The sequence below is a fragment of the Enterovibrio makurazakiensis genome (assembly GCF_050336585.1).
Lineage (GTDB): Bacteria > Pseudomonadota > Gammaproteobacteria > Enterobacterales > Vibrionaceae > Enterovibrio > Enterovibrio gelatinilyticus.
In genome coordinates this window covers 188,157-201,891 of record NZ_JAKJSE010000006.1, presented here as the reverse complement: position 1 = coordinate 201,891, position 13,735 = coordinate 188,157, and the positions used below count along the sequence as shown (strand labels likewise).

Annotated in this window: 15 protein-coding genes; 11 read left to right on the top strand and 4 right to left on the bottom strand. The window is 48.2% G+C overall.

Translation table 11 applies throughout. The annotated features are described in order from the left end of the window. Position 1 precedes the first annotated feature (1 nt). Complete coding sequence (locus L4D06_RS04510) at positions 2 to 1,039, bottom strand: type IV pilus twitching motility protein PilT (protein ID WP_274162850.1); 1,038 nt, start codon at positions 1,037 to 1,039, stop codon at positions 2 to 4. A 26-nt stretch (positions 1,040 to 1,065) separates the two neighbouring features. Between L4D06_RS04510 and L4D06_RS04505 the strand changes: the two genes are divergently transcribed. The 8 genes from L4D06_RS04505 to L4D06_RS04470 all read left to right on the top strand — a co-directional run bounded on the left by L4D06_RS04505 (position 1,066) and on the right by L4D06_RS04470 (position 7,992). Next, positions 1,066 to 1,776, top strand: a complete 711-nt coding sequence (locus tag L4D06_RS04505) for a YggS family pyridoxal phosphate-dependent enzyme (RefSeq protein WP_429737976.1) — start codon at positions 1,066 to 1,068, stop codon at positions 1,774 to 1,776. Between the two features lie 62 nt (positions 1,777 to 1,838). Further along, entirely contained in the window at positions 1,839 to 2,657 is an 819-nt protein-coding gene (gene proC, locus L4D06_RS04500; RefSeq protein WP_429737975.1) for a pyrroline-5-carboxylate reductase, read from the top strand. Between the two features lie 9 nt (positions 2,658 to 2,666). Continuing rightward, positions 2,667 to 3,236, top strand: coding sequence for a YggT family protein (locus L4D06_RS04495; protein WP_274162853.1), 570 nt, complete (start codon positions 2,667 to 2,669; stop codon positions 3,234 to 3,236). A 3-nt stretch (positions 3,237 to 3,239) separates the two neighbouring features. Continuing rightward, positions 3,240 to 3,554 (top strand): DUF167 family protein YggU, encoded by a 315-nt coding sequence (yggU, locus tag L4D06_RS04490; protein ID WP_274162854.1) that lies wholly within the window; start codon positions 3,240 to 3,242, stop codon positions 3,552 to 3,554. A 53-nt stretch (positions 3,555 to 3,607) separates the two neighbouring features. Continuing rightward, the gene (locus L4D06_RS04485; protein WP_274162855.1) at positions 3,608 to 4,045 is read left to right on the top strand and encodes a DUF4426 domain-containing protein; all 438 of its coding nucleotides are present in this window, start codon (positions 3,608 to 3,610) and stop codon (positions 4,043 to 4,045) included. A gap of 148 nt (positions 4,046 to 4,193) precedes the next feature. Then, positions 4,194 to 4,793, top strand: coding sequence for an XTP/dITP diphosphatase (locus tag L4D06_RS04480; protein WP_429737974.1), 600 nt, complete (start codon positions 4,194 to 4,196; stop codon positions 4,791 to 4,793). Between the two features lie 5 nt (positions 4,794 to 4,798). Next, positions 4,799 to 5,950, top strand: a complete 1,152-nt coding sequence (gene hemW / locus L4D06_RS04475; RefSeq protein ID WP_429737973.1) for a radical SAM family heme chaperone HemW — start codon at positions 4,799 to 4,801, stop codon at positions 5,948 to 5,950. Between the two features lie 68 nt (positions 5,951 to 6,018). After that, the gene (locus tag L4D06_RS04470; protein WP_429737972.1) at positions 6,019 to 7,992 is read left to right on the top strand and encodes a DUF3857 domain-containing transglutaminase family protein; all 1,974 of its coding nucleotides are present in this window, start codon (positions 6,019 to 6,021) and stop codon (positions 7,990 to 7,992) included. Between the two features lie 118 nt (positions 7,993 to 8,110). Here L4D06_RS04470 and L4D06_RS04465 read toward each other — a convergent pair whose 3' ends face one another. The 3 genes from L4D06_RS04465 to trmB all read right to left on the bottom strand — a co-directional run bounded on the left by L4D06_RS04465 (position 8,111) and on the right by trmB (position 10,670). Continuing rightward, on the bottom strand, positions 8,111 to 8,872 hold the full coding sequence (locus L4D06_RS04465; protein WP_429737971.1) for a DUF2884 family protein: 762 nt from the start codon (positions 8,870 to 8,872) through the stop codon (positions 8,111 to 8,113). Positions 8,873 to 8,928: 56 nt separating this feature from the next. Beyond that, complete coding sequence (gene glsB, locus L4D06_RS04460) at positions 8,929 to 9,849, bottom strand: glutaminase B (protein WP_429737970.1); 921 nt, start codon at positions 9,847 to 9,849, stop codon at positions 8,929 to 8,931. A 104-nt stretch (positions 9,850 to 9,953) separates the two neighbouring features. Beyond that, positions 9,954 to 10,670: a tRNA (guanosine(46)-N7)-methyltransferase TrmB gene (gene trmB, locus L4D06_RS04455; protein ID WP_429737969.1), complete on the bottom strand. Its 717-nt coding sequence runs from the start codon at positions 10,668 to 10,670 to the stop codon at positions 9,954 to 9,956. 321 nt (positions 10,671 to 10,991) lie between these two features. On the opposite strand from trmB, the gene mutY reads away from it, so the two are divergent. The 3 genes from mutY (at position 10,992) to mltC (ending at position 13,606) form a co-directional block, all read left to right on the top strand. Beyond that, positions 10,992 to 12,083, top strand: coding sequence for an A/G-specific adenine glycosylase (gene mutY, locus L4D06_RS04450; RefSeq protein WP_274162861.1), 1,092 nt, complete (start codon positions 10,992 to 10,994; stop codon positions 12,081 to 12,083). Between the two features lie 16 nt (positions 12,084 to 12,099). Then, positions 12,100 to 12,372, top strand: coding sequence for an oxidative damage protection protein (locus L4D06_RS04445; protein WP_028023027.1), 273 nt, complete (start codon positions 12,100 to 12,102; stop codon positions 12,370 to 12,372). A gap of 91 nt (positions 12,373 to 12,463) precedes the next feature. Then, complete coding sequence (mltC, locus tag L4D06_RS04440) at positions 12,464 to 13,606, top strand: membrane-bound lytic murein transglycosylase MltC (protein ID WP_274163010.1); 1,143 nt, start codon at positions 12,464 to 12,466, stop codon at positions 13,604 to 13,606. Positions 13,607 to 13,735: the final 129 nt, after the last annotated feature.

Here is a 13,735-nt window from a genome sequence, read left to right as displayed (position 1 = left end):
CTTAAAATCCTGTCCCTGCACTATCCAGTGCCTTGTTAGCTTCTTGACTGTCTATCACGCCTTGCATCATTAGATTGCGCAGTGCTTGCTCCATGGTTTGCATGCCCATGCCCGAGCCTGTTTGAATCATCGAATACATCTGTGCCACTTTATCTTCACGGATCAAGTTGCGAATCGCAGGCGTGGCGATCATCACCTCATGTGCTGCCACACGGCCGCCCGTCACCTGCTTCAACAGTTTCTGTGATACCACCGCCCTTAAAGATTCTGACAACATCGAACGCACCATAGGTTTGTCTGCACCTGGGAACACATCAATGATCCGGTCTACTGTCTTCGCTGCACTGGAGGTGTGTAGCGTGCCAAACACCAGATGTCCTGTTTCAGCCGCGGTCAACGCCAAGCTAATGGTTTCTTGATCTCGCAGCTCACCCACCAAAATGACATCAGGGTCTTCACGGAGTGCGGAACGAAGTGCATTCTTAAATGAATGTGTATCGCGATGAACCTCTCGTTGGTTGATCAACGAGCTTTTTTGCTCATGAACAAACTCAATAGGATCTTCAATCGTGAGCACATGTCGATGCTGTTCACGATTAATTTTGTCTATCATTGCAGCTAGCGTCGTGGACTTCCCTGAACCTGTTGGCCCCGTCACTAACACCAAGCCTTTTTGGTAGTTCACAAATTGCTCGAAAACTGACGGCGCATTAATCGCGTCTAACGTCGGGATTTTAGAAGGGATATTTCGAAAAACTGCCGCACAGCCACGGGATTGATGGAAGGCATTCACGCGAAAGCGGCCCACTGACGCAAGCTCAAACGAGAAATCAACTTCGAGGTTTTGTTCAAACTCTCGCTGCTGTGCGTCATTCATCACATCAAAGATAAGGCGATTCACATCATTGTGCTCAAGTGCAGGTAAGCTCAGCTTACGGACATCACCATCAACGCGGACCATTGGCGGCACACCCGCAGAAAGATGTAGATCTGAGGCATTATGCTTTACACTAAAGTCCAATAATTCAGTAATATCCATTAATACGTTTCCTCGCAGAATTAGCCATGTGTAGTATCAGACAAAACCTAGAGCAGGTCACCAGCCAAATAGACAATGCCGCACAAAAATGCGGGAGAGACGCCTCTGGCGTGCAATTGTTGGCGGTAAGTAAAACCAAGCCTATCGAGGCGATCGCCGAAGCTATCGAAGCAGGCCATCGTCAGTTTGGCGAAAACTATGTGCAAGAAGGGGTGGATAAGATTAATCACTTCCGCCCTCTTCAGCCCGATCTGGAGTGGCATTTTATCGGCCCAATCCAGTCTAATAAAACGCGCCCTATCGCTGAACACTTCGATTGGGTGCACTCGATTGATCGCAGTAAAGTGGCGCGTAGACTTAGCGAACAGCGCCCAAGTAACATGTTACCGCTGCAAGTGCTTATCCAAATCAATACCAGCGGCGAAGCGTCTAAATCTGGCACTGGTTTTGATGACGTTAGAGCATTGGCTGAAGAAATCGAATGTATGCCGAATCTAACGCTTAGGGGATTAATGTGCATTCCCCAGCCAGAAGACAGTTACGACGCGCAAATAGCCGCGTTTGCGCCACTGTCAGCCCTATTTGAAGAAATGAAAGCCAGTTATTCTCAGTTCGATACGCTATCGATGGGTATGAGTGGTGATATGGATGCCGCCATTGCGTCACAAAGTACCATGGTTCGAATTGGTACTGCGCTGTTTGGGGCAAGAGATTACAGCCAACGCGGTGAGAAATAACCGAGACGATACATTTCAGGTAAAGCCTTTCATGGCTTACCCGACAACGAGGAATTTATTTGATGGAACAACGTACCATTGCCTTTATTGGCGCAGGCAACATGGCTCGCTCAATCATTGCTGGCCTCATTCAGTCTGGATACCCCGCGTCTTTGCTCACGGCAGTTAACCGTACCCCAGAAAAAAGCGCCGCCTTTCGTGATAGCTTTGGCATCAATGCCAATGAAGATGCGATTGAAAGCGCCAAGCAAGCTGATGTCGTCGTTTTAGGCGTTAAACCGCAAGGCATGGAAGAATTGCTCGCCAGTCTGAGCGACGTTGACTGGAGCAAAAAGCTCGCCATTTCAATCGCCGCAGGGATTTCCGTTGCACGCCTGTCTGACATGGCTGGCGCACCACTTAACCTTGTTCGTGTGATGCCTAACACACCTTCACTGGTTGGTGAGGGTATGAGCGGGCTTTATGCTCCAGAATCAGTATCAGAAGACGATCGCCTGTTTGCTGGTGATTTAATGCAAGCCGTCGGTAAAACTTGTTGGGTCAGCGACGAATCAGGTATCAATGGTATTATTGCTGCTGCAGGCAGTGCGCCAGCCTACTTCTTCCGATTTATGGAGGCCATGCAAGCGGAAGCAGAGCGACAAGGCTTTGATAAAAACACCGCACGTATTCTTGTGCAGCAGTCTGCACTTGGCGCAGCTAAAATGGTAGTTGCCAACCCAGACATTGAACTGGCAACCTTAAGAGATCAAGTGACCTCCAAAGGCGGGACAACGGCTGAGGCACTGAACGTATTTAATAACAACCAACTGTCAGAGACGGTAGCAGAAGCCATGCAGGCCGCTGTGCGCCGCGCTGAAGAAATGGAATCGCTATTTTAGGGCTAATTTATGAACTCAATGAACTTCCTCGTTTCAACACTGTTCGACCTTTACATTATGGTAGTGTTGCTTCGAGTTTGGCTGCAGTGGGCACGTGCAGATTTTTATAACCCATTCAGTCAGTTTGTCGTTAAAGCGACCCAACCGGTCGTTGCGCCGCTGCGCCGCGTTATACCCTCAATAGGTACCTTTGACTTAGCGACGGTTCTGTTTGCTTATGTACTGTGTGTTGCCAAGTTCTTTGTCCTGCAGATGGTCGGTTCTGGCGGTATGCCGCCGTTTGATGCAACTTACTTACTGATCGGCCTAATTGCTATGGTGAAAGCCGCAGGTGGCTTGTTATTCTGGGTATTGATTCTGCGTGCTATCTTGAGCTGGGTAAGCCAAGGTCGTAGCCCAATTGAATTTGTGATGGTCCAGTTGACTGAGCCTTTGGTCGCACCAATCCGTCGTGTTCTGCCATCAATGGGCGGCCTAGATTTAAGCGTGCTTGTCCTGTTCATCGTCTTGCAGTTCTTGAACTTCTTTATCGGTGACCTATTGAGCCCTTACTTCGGAAACTTGTGGTTCGTACTGTAATTGATGAGCACACCACGCACTGCATGGCTGGATAACGAGGATTTAATCCTTAGATTGTATATCCAGCCTAAAGCAAGCCGTGACCAGTGGATGGGCATACATGGCGAGGAAATCAAACTCGCCATTACCGCCCCGCCTGTTGATGGTAAAGCCAACGCCCACCTCACCAAGTACCTGTCGAAACAATTCAAAGTCGCAAAAGGACTTATCGCGATAGAAAAAGGCGAGCTAGGCAGGCACAAGCAAGTCAGGGTAAAAAGCCCCGCCGTCTACCCTGATGCCATCAGTGATCTGATCCCCACGCTATCCAGTAAGTAAATATTGAACGCACACCTCGTGGTGCGTTTATTCCATCAGACAAGGAACCTGTCATGAAGTCGCGCATTTTATTCCTTATCAGCACCGTGTTGATGCTGATGTCGCCGCTCTCCCACGCGGAACAGTTAAAAAATATTGGCTCGTTAGAGGTGCACTACTCAGCACTCAATGCCACCTTCATTCCGCCCGCCGTTGCTAAGAGCTATGGCATAAAACGCAGCAGTGCCAATGCACTGATCAACATTGCCATCCTCGATAAAAACCAAGCAGGCAAACCGGCTCTCACTGCGAACATCACAGGTAAGGCACGCAATCTACTTGGCACAACCAAACCCCTCACTTTTCGCGAAGTCCGTGAAGGCAAAGCTATCTACTATTTGGCAGAATTTCGCTTCGCTAACGAAGAAAAGCTTATCTTCGACATCGAGGTTCAAGCGCAAGGCAATCGCTCCGGCAAACTCTCCTTCCAACAGCAGTTCTATAGCGAATAGCGCGGTAGATGACACCACATCACATTCAGGTATGATGGCGCTCACATGAAGCGCCATTTTTATGGGTGGCGACCAGACGACAAATTGCGTTTGCTTCAGTGTCCCTTATAAAGGAATCAGCACGGGCAACACCTTCAGGAGTACAATGATGAGCAAAGTGGTTCTCGCGACAGGCAATGCAGGAAAGGTCAAAGAAATGGCTGACCTTCTGCAAGATTTCGGCTTCAATGTGCTTGCACAGAGTGAGTTCGGCATCAGTGACGCTAATGAAACAGGAACCACCTTCATTGAAAATGCCATCATCAAAGCACGTCACGCAGCCAAAGAAACTGGCTTACCTGCGATTGCTGATGATTCTGGCCTAGAAGTCGACTTCCTTAACGGCGCACCCGGCGTTTACAGTGCGCGCTATGCAGGCGAAGGCAAAGGCGACCAAGCCAATATCGACAAACTTCTGGAGTGCATGGCTAACGCGCCCGATGGCCAACGCGGTGCGCGTTTTCATTGCGTATTAGTTTACATGCGCCACGCTAATGATCCGACGCCACTGGTGTGCCATGGCGTGTTTGAAGGTGAAATCACGCGTGAAGCGTCAGGCTCACATGGTTTTGGCTACGATCCGGTTTTCTACACCAAAGAACATGGCTGCACCTTGGCAAACCTTGAACCTGTAATCAAAAAACAAATATCACACCGTGGCCAAGCACTGACGAAGCTGTTTGCAGCCATGCGTGACGAGAAGAAATAATCATCATGGCAGCTCAAATCCCATTAAGTCTTTATGTTCACATCCCTTGGTGCGTGCAAAAGTGCCCCTATTGCGATTTCAATTCGCACACACTGAAAGGGGAAATCCCAGAGCAAGATTACATTTCGGCATTGCTGGATGACTTGAAGCAAGATCTCGCCCGTTTTGAGGGAGTGAGCGGACGTCACCTGCATTCCATCTTCATTGGTGGCGGTACGCCAAGCCTAATGTCGCCAGCAGAGATATCTCGCCTATTGGTCGGCATTGATGCACAAATTCCGTTTAAAAACGGCATTGAAATCACTATGGAGGCGAACCCCGGCACAGTGGAAGCTGACAAATTCATCGCTTATCGCAGTGTGGGTGTGAACCGTATCTCTATTGGTGTGCAAAGCTTTGACGACGCAAAACTCAAGCGTCTGGGACGAATTCATGGCTCAGGAGAAGCCAAGCGCGCGGCAACCTTGGCACATGAAGCGGGGTTAAACAGCTTTAACCTTGATTTGATGCACGGTCTGCCCGACCAAACCTTACAAAGTGCGTTGAGCGATCTCAAACAAGCCATTGAGCTCAATCCACCGCACCTCTCGTGGTATCAACTCACTATTGAGCCCAACACGCAATATTACTCAAAACCGCCTACGCTGCCTGATGACGACGATCTCTGGGATATTTTCGAGCAAGGCCACCAACTCCTGACTGACGCAGGTTATGTACAGTACGAAACGTCCGGTTACAGCAAGCCCGGCTATCAATGCCAACACAACCTGAACTACTGGCGTTTTGGGGATTATTTGGGCATTGGTTGTGGGGCGCATGGCAAGATCACAACACCATCGGGAACCGTACGGCGCACAGTAAAAGTGAAACACCCGCGCGGTTATCTCGATCCTGAGAAAGAATACCTCAGCGAATTGCATATAGTGGAAGCAGATGAAATGCCGTTTGAGTTTTTCATGAACAGATTCCGCTTAGTGGAAGCTTGCCCGAAAGCAGATTTTTCTGCACGAACAGGCTTAACGCTGGATGTGATTGCCGAGCCGATTGCGAACGCTATTGCCCAAGGGCTACTAAGCGAAACCGATACCCACTGGCAAGTTACCGCCAAAGGCCGTCTGTTCTTGAACGATCTTCTTTCCGCCTTCATCAACGAATGAAGGCAGCACGGTCGCTGTCTGATCCCTGATTGATTCGCCGTCAGGCAAAGCAAAGGACAGCGCTGTAGATGAAGACGTATCTGTTTGCCCTTACTATCGCTCTATGGTTACCACACACCGCTTTCGGATCACCGCACACTGCTCAAACACAACATGAGCAGTTTGCGCCTCTCCCTGATTGGGTGACTCCCATAGTGACACTCCCAACGTCCGATCCATCCGGTTATCATTACGATCAAGAGTTCTTATTGGTCGATAGACAACTGAACTTAGTCCCGAACACACCCGTTGAATACAAACGTTACACGACCAAAATCGTGTCTATAGAAGGGCTTGAGTCAGGCTCTCAAATCTCTATCGACTTTGATCCCAGCTATCAGAGAGTGGCGATTCATCGCTTAGAGATCGTGCGTAATGATCAGATTATTGATCATAAAAATCATGCCAAAATATCGCAGTTCAAACGCGAAACTGACTTAGATTCCTTACTTTATAACGGTGATGAAACCTTGCACCTAGTACTTAGTGATGTGCAAGTGGGTGATATTCTCGATTACAGCTATACCATCACAGGTTTCAACCCCGTGTTTGGAAGTAATCGCGAGTGGTACATCAAGACAGGATGGGCAACCAGCGTAGCATTGGTTACTGCGAGAATTATGGTGCCAGAATCGAGCCCCATTTCTGTGACCAATTTGAATAATAAAGGGAAAGGCACGCTCAAAGAAACCACCCGCGGTAAAATGCGCGAATACAGTTACGAGGAAAACAATAGCTTGTATGACTTTGACGAGTCAGAGCAACCACCTTGGTTTAACCCCTACCCTTATTTGCATGTCTCAAGCTACAACTCATGGAAAGATGTGGTGGACTGGGCATTACCGCTGTATCAAGCATCACCAAGCGACAGTGATGTACAAGCACTGGCGCAAAAGATCGTGCAAACCTACCCAGATGATCTCGAACAACAAATGGTTGCCGCCATCCATTACGTGCAAAACAACATTCGTTATTTGGGCATAGAGAATGGCATTGGCTCTCATAAGCCTCGTCCACCGCAACAAATCCTGTCCCAAGGCTATGGGGATTGTAAAGACAAAGCCCTGCTGCTGGTCTCTGTTCTTGGCGCATTAGGTGTGACCGCCTATCCCGCATTAGTCGATACGTTCTGGCGCGATCAATTACCGCAACAGCCTACAGCGCCATACAGTTTTAACCATGTAATTGTACAGATAGAACACCAAGACAAACCGCTCTGGATTGATGCGACACGTACTCATCAAGGCAATCGTCTTGATACGTTGGCACAAGCCAATCTAGGTTATGCATTAGTGCTCGCCCCTCAGACTCAAGAACTTGAAGCCATGCCATCATCAAATGTGCCCGTGACGCAGGATGTTGAGCAGCGCTATGTGGTTAATCATGCCAATCAACAGAGCTACCTCACGGTAACGACGACCTATCGTGGCCTTGAAGCAGAGCAATGGCGTCGTTATCTCGAATCCAAGCCATTGAAAGAACTGGGGGAAGAGTACGCCAATTACTATGCCGGAGACTTTGGTGGACTAGACTTTCTTCGCCCTTTGAGTGTGAAAGACGATCGCGATGCGAATGAAGTGATCATCAACGAAGCCTACGTCATCAATGAACTCTGGTCGAAATACGAAGATACCTATTCCTTCGTGATCTCTGGTGACATTGTTGATGACTACCTGATCAAGCCCGATCTTGTTCGACGAAAAACCCCATTCAGATATGGCTCGGAAGGCGCTATTCATCAGAAAATCACGCTCAGCCTGCCGGAATCATGGGATATCGATCAATCTGATCATGCTGTTAGCAGTCCCTATTTTGAGTTCAAAAGCTCGCTAAAAACCGTGTCCGGCCCGGGTGAGGCCTTACTGGATAAAACCTACGTGGAAGCAGATTATTACTACCGCGCTAAAAAGCGCCATGTCGACGCAAAAAATCTACGCCAATACATACGCCACGTAGACGATGCGTGGGACAACGTTGATTACGAGTTCAGCTACCGGCAGTAATCACCGCGCTGTGTAACCACCGCGTTTGATGCATTCACGATCGCAACACATAAAAAACGCGAAGGACATGCCTTCGCGTTTCTTTATGTGTGAATTCCGCCGAAGTGCAGACGTCAAACTAGCGAATCGTCACCGTTTTCCAGTCAGACAATGCAGGGATCAATGAGGCAATTTCCGCCTCTTGCATTTGCCATTGCTCAAAACGGTCACAGACTGCTTGCCGCGCGATTAACGTGCGATTGCGTTGCAGCTTCACTTCATCCGCGAGCTTATCTTGTAAGGTCGCCATTTTTTGAGAAATAAACTGCATCTTGTTGCTTTTTCCCTCGCTCAACAAGGCAATGTCCATCAAGCCTTGGCTGGCTACAGTCGCAATCAACTGTGGGATACTGGCTTCCACTTCGCGCACGACTAACGTCAATGCTTGGTGGTTGAGAACCGGCAAACTTTCAGGAGAATACAGCGATGTATTGACGCGGTCTTGTAGATACTGATGAAATTTTCCGATCTCCCCGCGCAACACGCTCTTTTCACCTAACTCAGCACTGATCACTCCATCCAACGCTAGCCAAGACGTGTGCAACTCTTCCGTCAACGTGCGCCCAATGAACGGCAAATCGTTACGGATAATCTGGTTGTACTCAGTCAGAGAAGCTCTTTGGACATCACTCAATGAGATACGATGAATATCGTAGAAAAGGTTACCGGTGGCATCAATGCGGAACATGTCGTTATTTTTTTCAAACACGACGTTATCTGCATCGATAGCAAGGTTGCCATGAAGTTCTGGTTGGCAGGTTTCCGCTGAAGCAAAAAATGGCAACGTGGCCAAAATAAAACAAAAAACGCGTGCTGCGTAAGTGTGGTTGTGACTACCCATATCCGCTCTCCATCTCGCCGGATGAATGAGTAACAAAGCAGCCACTCATTCAAGCGTTAGAAAATTGAACGTCCGATGCGCTCAGACAGCATTTCTAATGCTGCTGTGCCTGCCAGCGAGTTGCCAGAGGGATCAAGCTCAGGTGACCATACCGCAATCGACATTTCACCCGGTACTATCGCCACAATCCCACCACCGACACCCGACTTCCCGGGCATACCAACTCGGTAAGCAAACTCGCCTGCACCATCGTACAAACCACAGGTCGCCAATAGCGCATTAACCTGCTTACTCTGAGTCTGGCTGACAATTGTTTTTTCTGCGCCTAAAGGAAGTCCTTTGTTTGCCAGATAGTTAAATGTCTTTGCCAGATCGACACAGCTCATCCGAAGTGCGCAGTAATGAAAATAATTGGCCAGAACTGGCATCACATCGTTATCGAAATTACCAAATGCACGCATCAAATAGGCTATCGACGCGTTGCGATCACTGTGATCCATTTCCGAGTTCGCCACGATCTTGTCGTAACAAATATGAGGGTTGCCAGAGAGACGACGAACAAACTCCAGCATACGCTGACGCGGCGCAGATAAACGGCTATAGAGCATATCGCACACCACCAAAGCGCCCGCATTGATAAACGGGTTACGGGGAATTCCCTTCTCCATCTCTAACTGGATCATCGAATTAAACGCCTGACCAGACGGCTCTTTTCCCACGCGTTGCCACAGCTCTTCTTGGCTATAGTTTTGAAGCGCTAACGTGAGGCTTAACACCTTAGAGATAGATTGAATAGAGAACGCTTCTTGCGCATCCCCCGCAGTGATGATTTCGCCGTCGTTATAACAAACGGCAATGCCTAATTTATCCGCTGAGACACTCTCAAGTGCAGGGATATAATTGGCAACACGACCTTGTCCAATTAATGGGCGAACTTCTTCTAGGATCTCGCTCAACAGCTCTGGGCTTGGTTTCATCACTATCTCCAGTGGTCAAAAAAGCCAACGCGAGGTTGGCTTCAAGTCATTCTTCGACGGACACTTTACAGTGTCACGACGCGAATAAAGGTATGAGTTTTTTATTATTCTGTGCGGGCGTATTTCATGTCCCAAACACCGTGACCTAAACGGTGACCACGCGCTTCGAATTTCGTCAAAGGGCGATCATCTGGGCGAGGAATATACGAACCGTCAGTCGCCGTGTTTTTGTAACCTGGCGCCACGTCCATCACTTCTACCATATGCTCTGCATAGTTTTCCCAGTCAGTCGCCATATGGAAAATACCGCCAATTTTTAGCTTATCACGCAGCATTTGAACGAATTCAGACTGAACGATACGGCGTTTATGGTGACGCGCTTTATGCCAAGGGTCAGGGAAGAACAGTTGGACGGTTTCTAGGCTTGCCACAGGGAGCATGTGCTCGAACACTTCTACCGCATCGTGACACATCACGCGCAAGTTAGTGACGCCAGCATCACGTGCAGCCATCAAGCATGCACCCACACCTGGGCTGTGTACTTCAATGCCCACAAAGTTTTTTTCTGGCGCATTCTTTGCCATTTCAACCAGCGAGGCACCCATACCAAAACCGATTTCGAGGACTACTGGATTGTTGTTGCCGAAAACCTCAGCCCAATCTAGTTGTTTCTCTTCGAAATCAATACCCATGGTTGGCCAGCAATCATTCATTGCTTGCTCTTGGCCTTTGGTCAAACGACCTTCGCGGCGTACAAAGCTTCTGATTCTGCGAAGAATTTTTCCGTCTTCGGTCAATTCGGTTTTGGTAACTTCAGTCATTCTCTATGCCTGTAACTCAGTAACGAAGAAAAGATAAGCGGATCGCGCATTATCCAAAGATCGAGCAAGTGTGCAAGCCTGATCATTGGGCGGCACGTATCTTACCTGAGATGCCTACAAGTTTGCGGCCTTTTTCTGCACAGACTTGTTATACCCAAACAACCTCAAGGTGCTTGTTCAGCGAGAATTTGTTGGCTGGCAGGCGCGGCGCTGAAATGAGAAGCTCTGAATCCTGCATCTTGAGGTTATTTGGGTATAGACTAGTGCACGAGCAATCTCGTGGGCAACGCCCCCAATAAAGATAACAAAAGAGCGAGCAAAGTGAGTCAGTCCTTTTCCGACGCAATATTGGCCTGGTATGACAAATACGGCCGCAAAACCTTACCGTGGCAGCAAGAAAAAACACCGTATAAGGTGTGGCTGTCCGAAATCATGTTGCAGCAAACCCAAGTTGCGACGGTGATTCCTTATTTCGAGCGCTTCATGGCGCGCTTCCCAACCGTTGTCGATCTGGCAAACGCAGAACTCGATGAGGTACTCCACTTATGGACAGGGCTTGGCTACTACGCCCGCGCCCGCAATCTCCATAAAGCGGCACAGGAAATTGCCAATACTTACCAAGGTGAATTCCCAACCAACATTGAAGATGTCCTTGCCCTACCCGGTATTGGCCGCTCAACAGCAGGCGCTGTACTTTCGCTTTCACTCGGGCAGCACCATCCGATCTTGGACGGTAACGTGAAGCGCACATTATCACGCCATTTCGCCGTTGAAGGCTGGCCGGGGAAAAAGCCTGTTGAGAACCAACTCTGGGCACTCGCCGAGCAGCATACTCCGGAGGAAGGCGTGCAACGCTTTAATCAAGCAATGATGGACATGGGCGCCATGGTCTGTACGCGCAGCAAACCCAAGTGCGAGATTTGCCCTGTGAATTATAGCTGTGACGCCAATGCCTTAGGCCGCCAATCTGACTTCCCGGGAAAGAAACCCAAAAAGACCATTCCAGAAAAAGAAACCTGCTTTGTGTTGTTTCAATATGAAGATCAGATTTGGCTAGAACAACGCCCACCAGCAGGATTGTGGGGAGGCTTATGGTGCCTACCTGAGACAAAAGAAAGCGATGCAAACACCTTCATTGACGGTAAATTGCAACGCGGTGAATTTGACACGCCAGAGCAACTTACCGCATTTCGCCACACGTTTAGCCATTTTCACTTAGATATCGTGCCTATTCGCGTTAAATTGCAAAGTAAGCCCAGTAATATTGGGGAGAACGGGATCATGGAAGGACAAGGCGGCCTTTGGTATAACTTATCCCAACCAGCAAAAGTTGGGCTTGCTGCCCCAGTGCAGAAGTTACTAGAAAGCCTAACACGAGAATTTCAGACTTCGGCAAGTGCCGAGAAATCATAATATTTGGAGCTTAATGATGAGCCGTACTGTTTTTTGTGAGCGTTTAAAGAAAGACGCGGAAGGGTTAGATTTTCAATTGTACCCAGGTGACCTAGGCAAACGTATTTTTGACAACATTTCGAAAGAAGCGTGGGCCCAATGGCAAAGCAAACAAACCATGCTGATCAATGAAAAGAAGCTCAACATGATGGAACCCGATCACCGCAAATTGCTTGAAGAAGAAATGGTGAAATACCTCTTCGAAGGTCACGATACTGTGATCGAGGGCTACACCCCGCCTTCTGAGTAAGACTCTTACCTCACAATTTCACATCAACACTTTGTAAATTAAAGCATCCTGATTACGCTGATCATGGATGCTTTTTCACTGTATGGTACCCATGAAACCTCTTCGCCTACTCAGTTGTCTACTGATCGTTTTTTCACTCTCGGGTTGTAGCCGAGAAATGGTGGAAGCCATTTACTCTGTTGATTATGAAACCACGAATCGATTTGCCAAAAACCTTGCGCCACTTCCAGGTCAGTTTGAAAAAGATCTTGCTGCACTCGACACGCTGATCAGCGGCTTTACCGGTGATATTCAAGTACGCTGGGGAGAAAACGAAGTTTACGTAGCGGGCAAAAGTGACTATGTAAAATACACAGATAACTACCTCAGTCGCGCCCGCGTTGATTTTGCGAATGGACTTGTGACCATTGAAACGGTCGCGACCACTGAACCCAAACAGCACCTCAAGCAAGCCATCATCACCACCTTGCTGACACCGAATGACCCTGCTTCCGTGGATTTGTACTCTGCTGCCGACGTTCCGCAAGAAGGACGCCCCTTCTTGCAGGGACAAATCCTTGATCAGGACGGCAAAGAAATCGCATGGGAGTGGCGGGCTAGCCGATATGCAGAGCATTTGATTAATACTGACATCAAAACCAAATCACTGCGTTTTCAAAAAGTCTTCTACGTGCAGATCCCTATGGTATCTGACCACTCCAGCAAAAGACGTTATCAATATGCGGATTTGATTCGTAAGTCCTCACGTCAATATGGCATCTCGGAGGAGTTGATTTATTCCATCATCAAAACCGAAAGCAGTTTCAACCCTTATGCCGTGAGTTGGGCGAATGCCTACGGCTTGATGCAAGTCGTTCCTAAAACGGCGGGACGTGATGTGTTTAAGCTTGTGAAAAAACGTTCTGGTGAGCCGAGCCCTGAATACTTATTCGACCCAGCTCGAAATATTGATGCGGGCACCGCATATTTCTATATTTTGAAAACACGATACTTAAAAGATGTCCGCGATCCGCTGTCAAAACACTACAGCATGATCTCTGCGTACAATGGCGGAGCTGGGAATGTACTTAAAACATTTCATCGTTCAGACCGAAAACGTGCCATGAATGATTTAAATAGCTTAAAACCCAATCAAGTTTACTGGGCTTTAACCAATAAACACCCGTCTTCAGAGTCACGGCGCTATCTTCAGAAGGTCACTAACTTCCAAAAAGAATTTCGTTCCATGCAATAAAACCGAGGGGAAAACCATAAAGTCAGTGCGTTTTTAATTCAAAATGGCGAAAAAGACATCAAACAGTCTTATTTGACGTTTTTTTTATAAAAAGGTGTTGACGGAAACCCTGAAAATCCGTTTAATGCA

Bases quoted from the DNA above. Each gene is read 5' to 3' on its own strand.
- L4D06_RS04510 (WP_274162850.1), bottom strand. From the start codon at position 1,039: ATGGATATTACTGAATTATTGGACTTTAGTGTAAAGCATAATGCCTCA.
- L4D06_RS04505 (WP_429737976.1), top strand. From the start codon at position 1,066: ATGTGTAGTATCAGACAAAACCTAGAGCAGGTCACCAGCCAAATAGAC.
- proC (WP_429737975.1), top strand. From the start codon at position 1,839: ATGGAACAACGTACCATTGCCTTTATTGGCGCAGGCAACATGGCTCGC.
- L4D06_RS04495 (WP_274162853.1), top strand. From the start codon at position 2,667: ATGAACTCAATGAACTTCCTCGTTTCAACACTGTTCGACCTTTACATT.
- yggU (WP_274162854.1), top strand. From the start codon at position 3,240: ATGAGCACACCACGCACTGCATGGCTGGATAACGAGGATTTAATCCTT.
- L4D06_RS04485 (WP_274162855.1), top strand. From the start codon at position 3,608: ATGAAGTCGCGCATTTTATTCCTTATCAGCACCGTGTTGATGCTGATG.
- L4D06_RS04480 (WP_429737974.1), top strand. From the start codon at position 4,194: ATGAGCAAAGTGGTTCTCGCGACAGGCAATGCAGGAAAGGTCAAAGAA.
- hemW (WP_429737973.1), top strand. From the start codon at position 4,799: ATGGCAGCTCAAATCCCATTAAGTCTTTATGTTCACATCCCTTGGTGC.
- L4D06_RS04470 (WP_429737972.1), top strand. From the start codon at position 6,019: ATGAAGACGTATCTGTTTGCCCTTACTATCGCTCTATGGTTACCACAC.
- L4D06_RS04465 (WP_429737971.1), bottom strand. From the start codon at position 8,872: ATGGGTAGTCACAACCACACTTACGCAGCACGCGTTTTTTGTTTTATT.
- glsB (WP_429737970.1), bottom strand. From the start codon at position 9,849: ATGAAACCAAGCCCAGAGCTGTTGAGCGAGATCCTAGAAGAAGTTCGC.
- trmB (WP_429737969.1), bottom strand. From the start codon at position 10,670: ATGACTGAAGTTACCAAAACCGAATTGACCGAAGACGGAAAAATTCTT.
- L4D06_RS04445 (WP_028023027.1), top strand. From the start codon at position 12,100: ATGAGCCGTACTGTTTTTTGTGAGCGTTTAAAGAAAGACGCGGAAGGG.
- mltC (WP_274163010.1), top strand. From the start codon at position 12,464: ATGAAACCTCTTCGCCTACTCAGTTGTCTACTGATCGTTTTTTCACTC.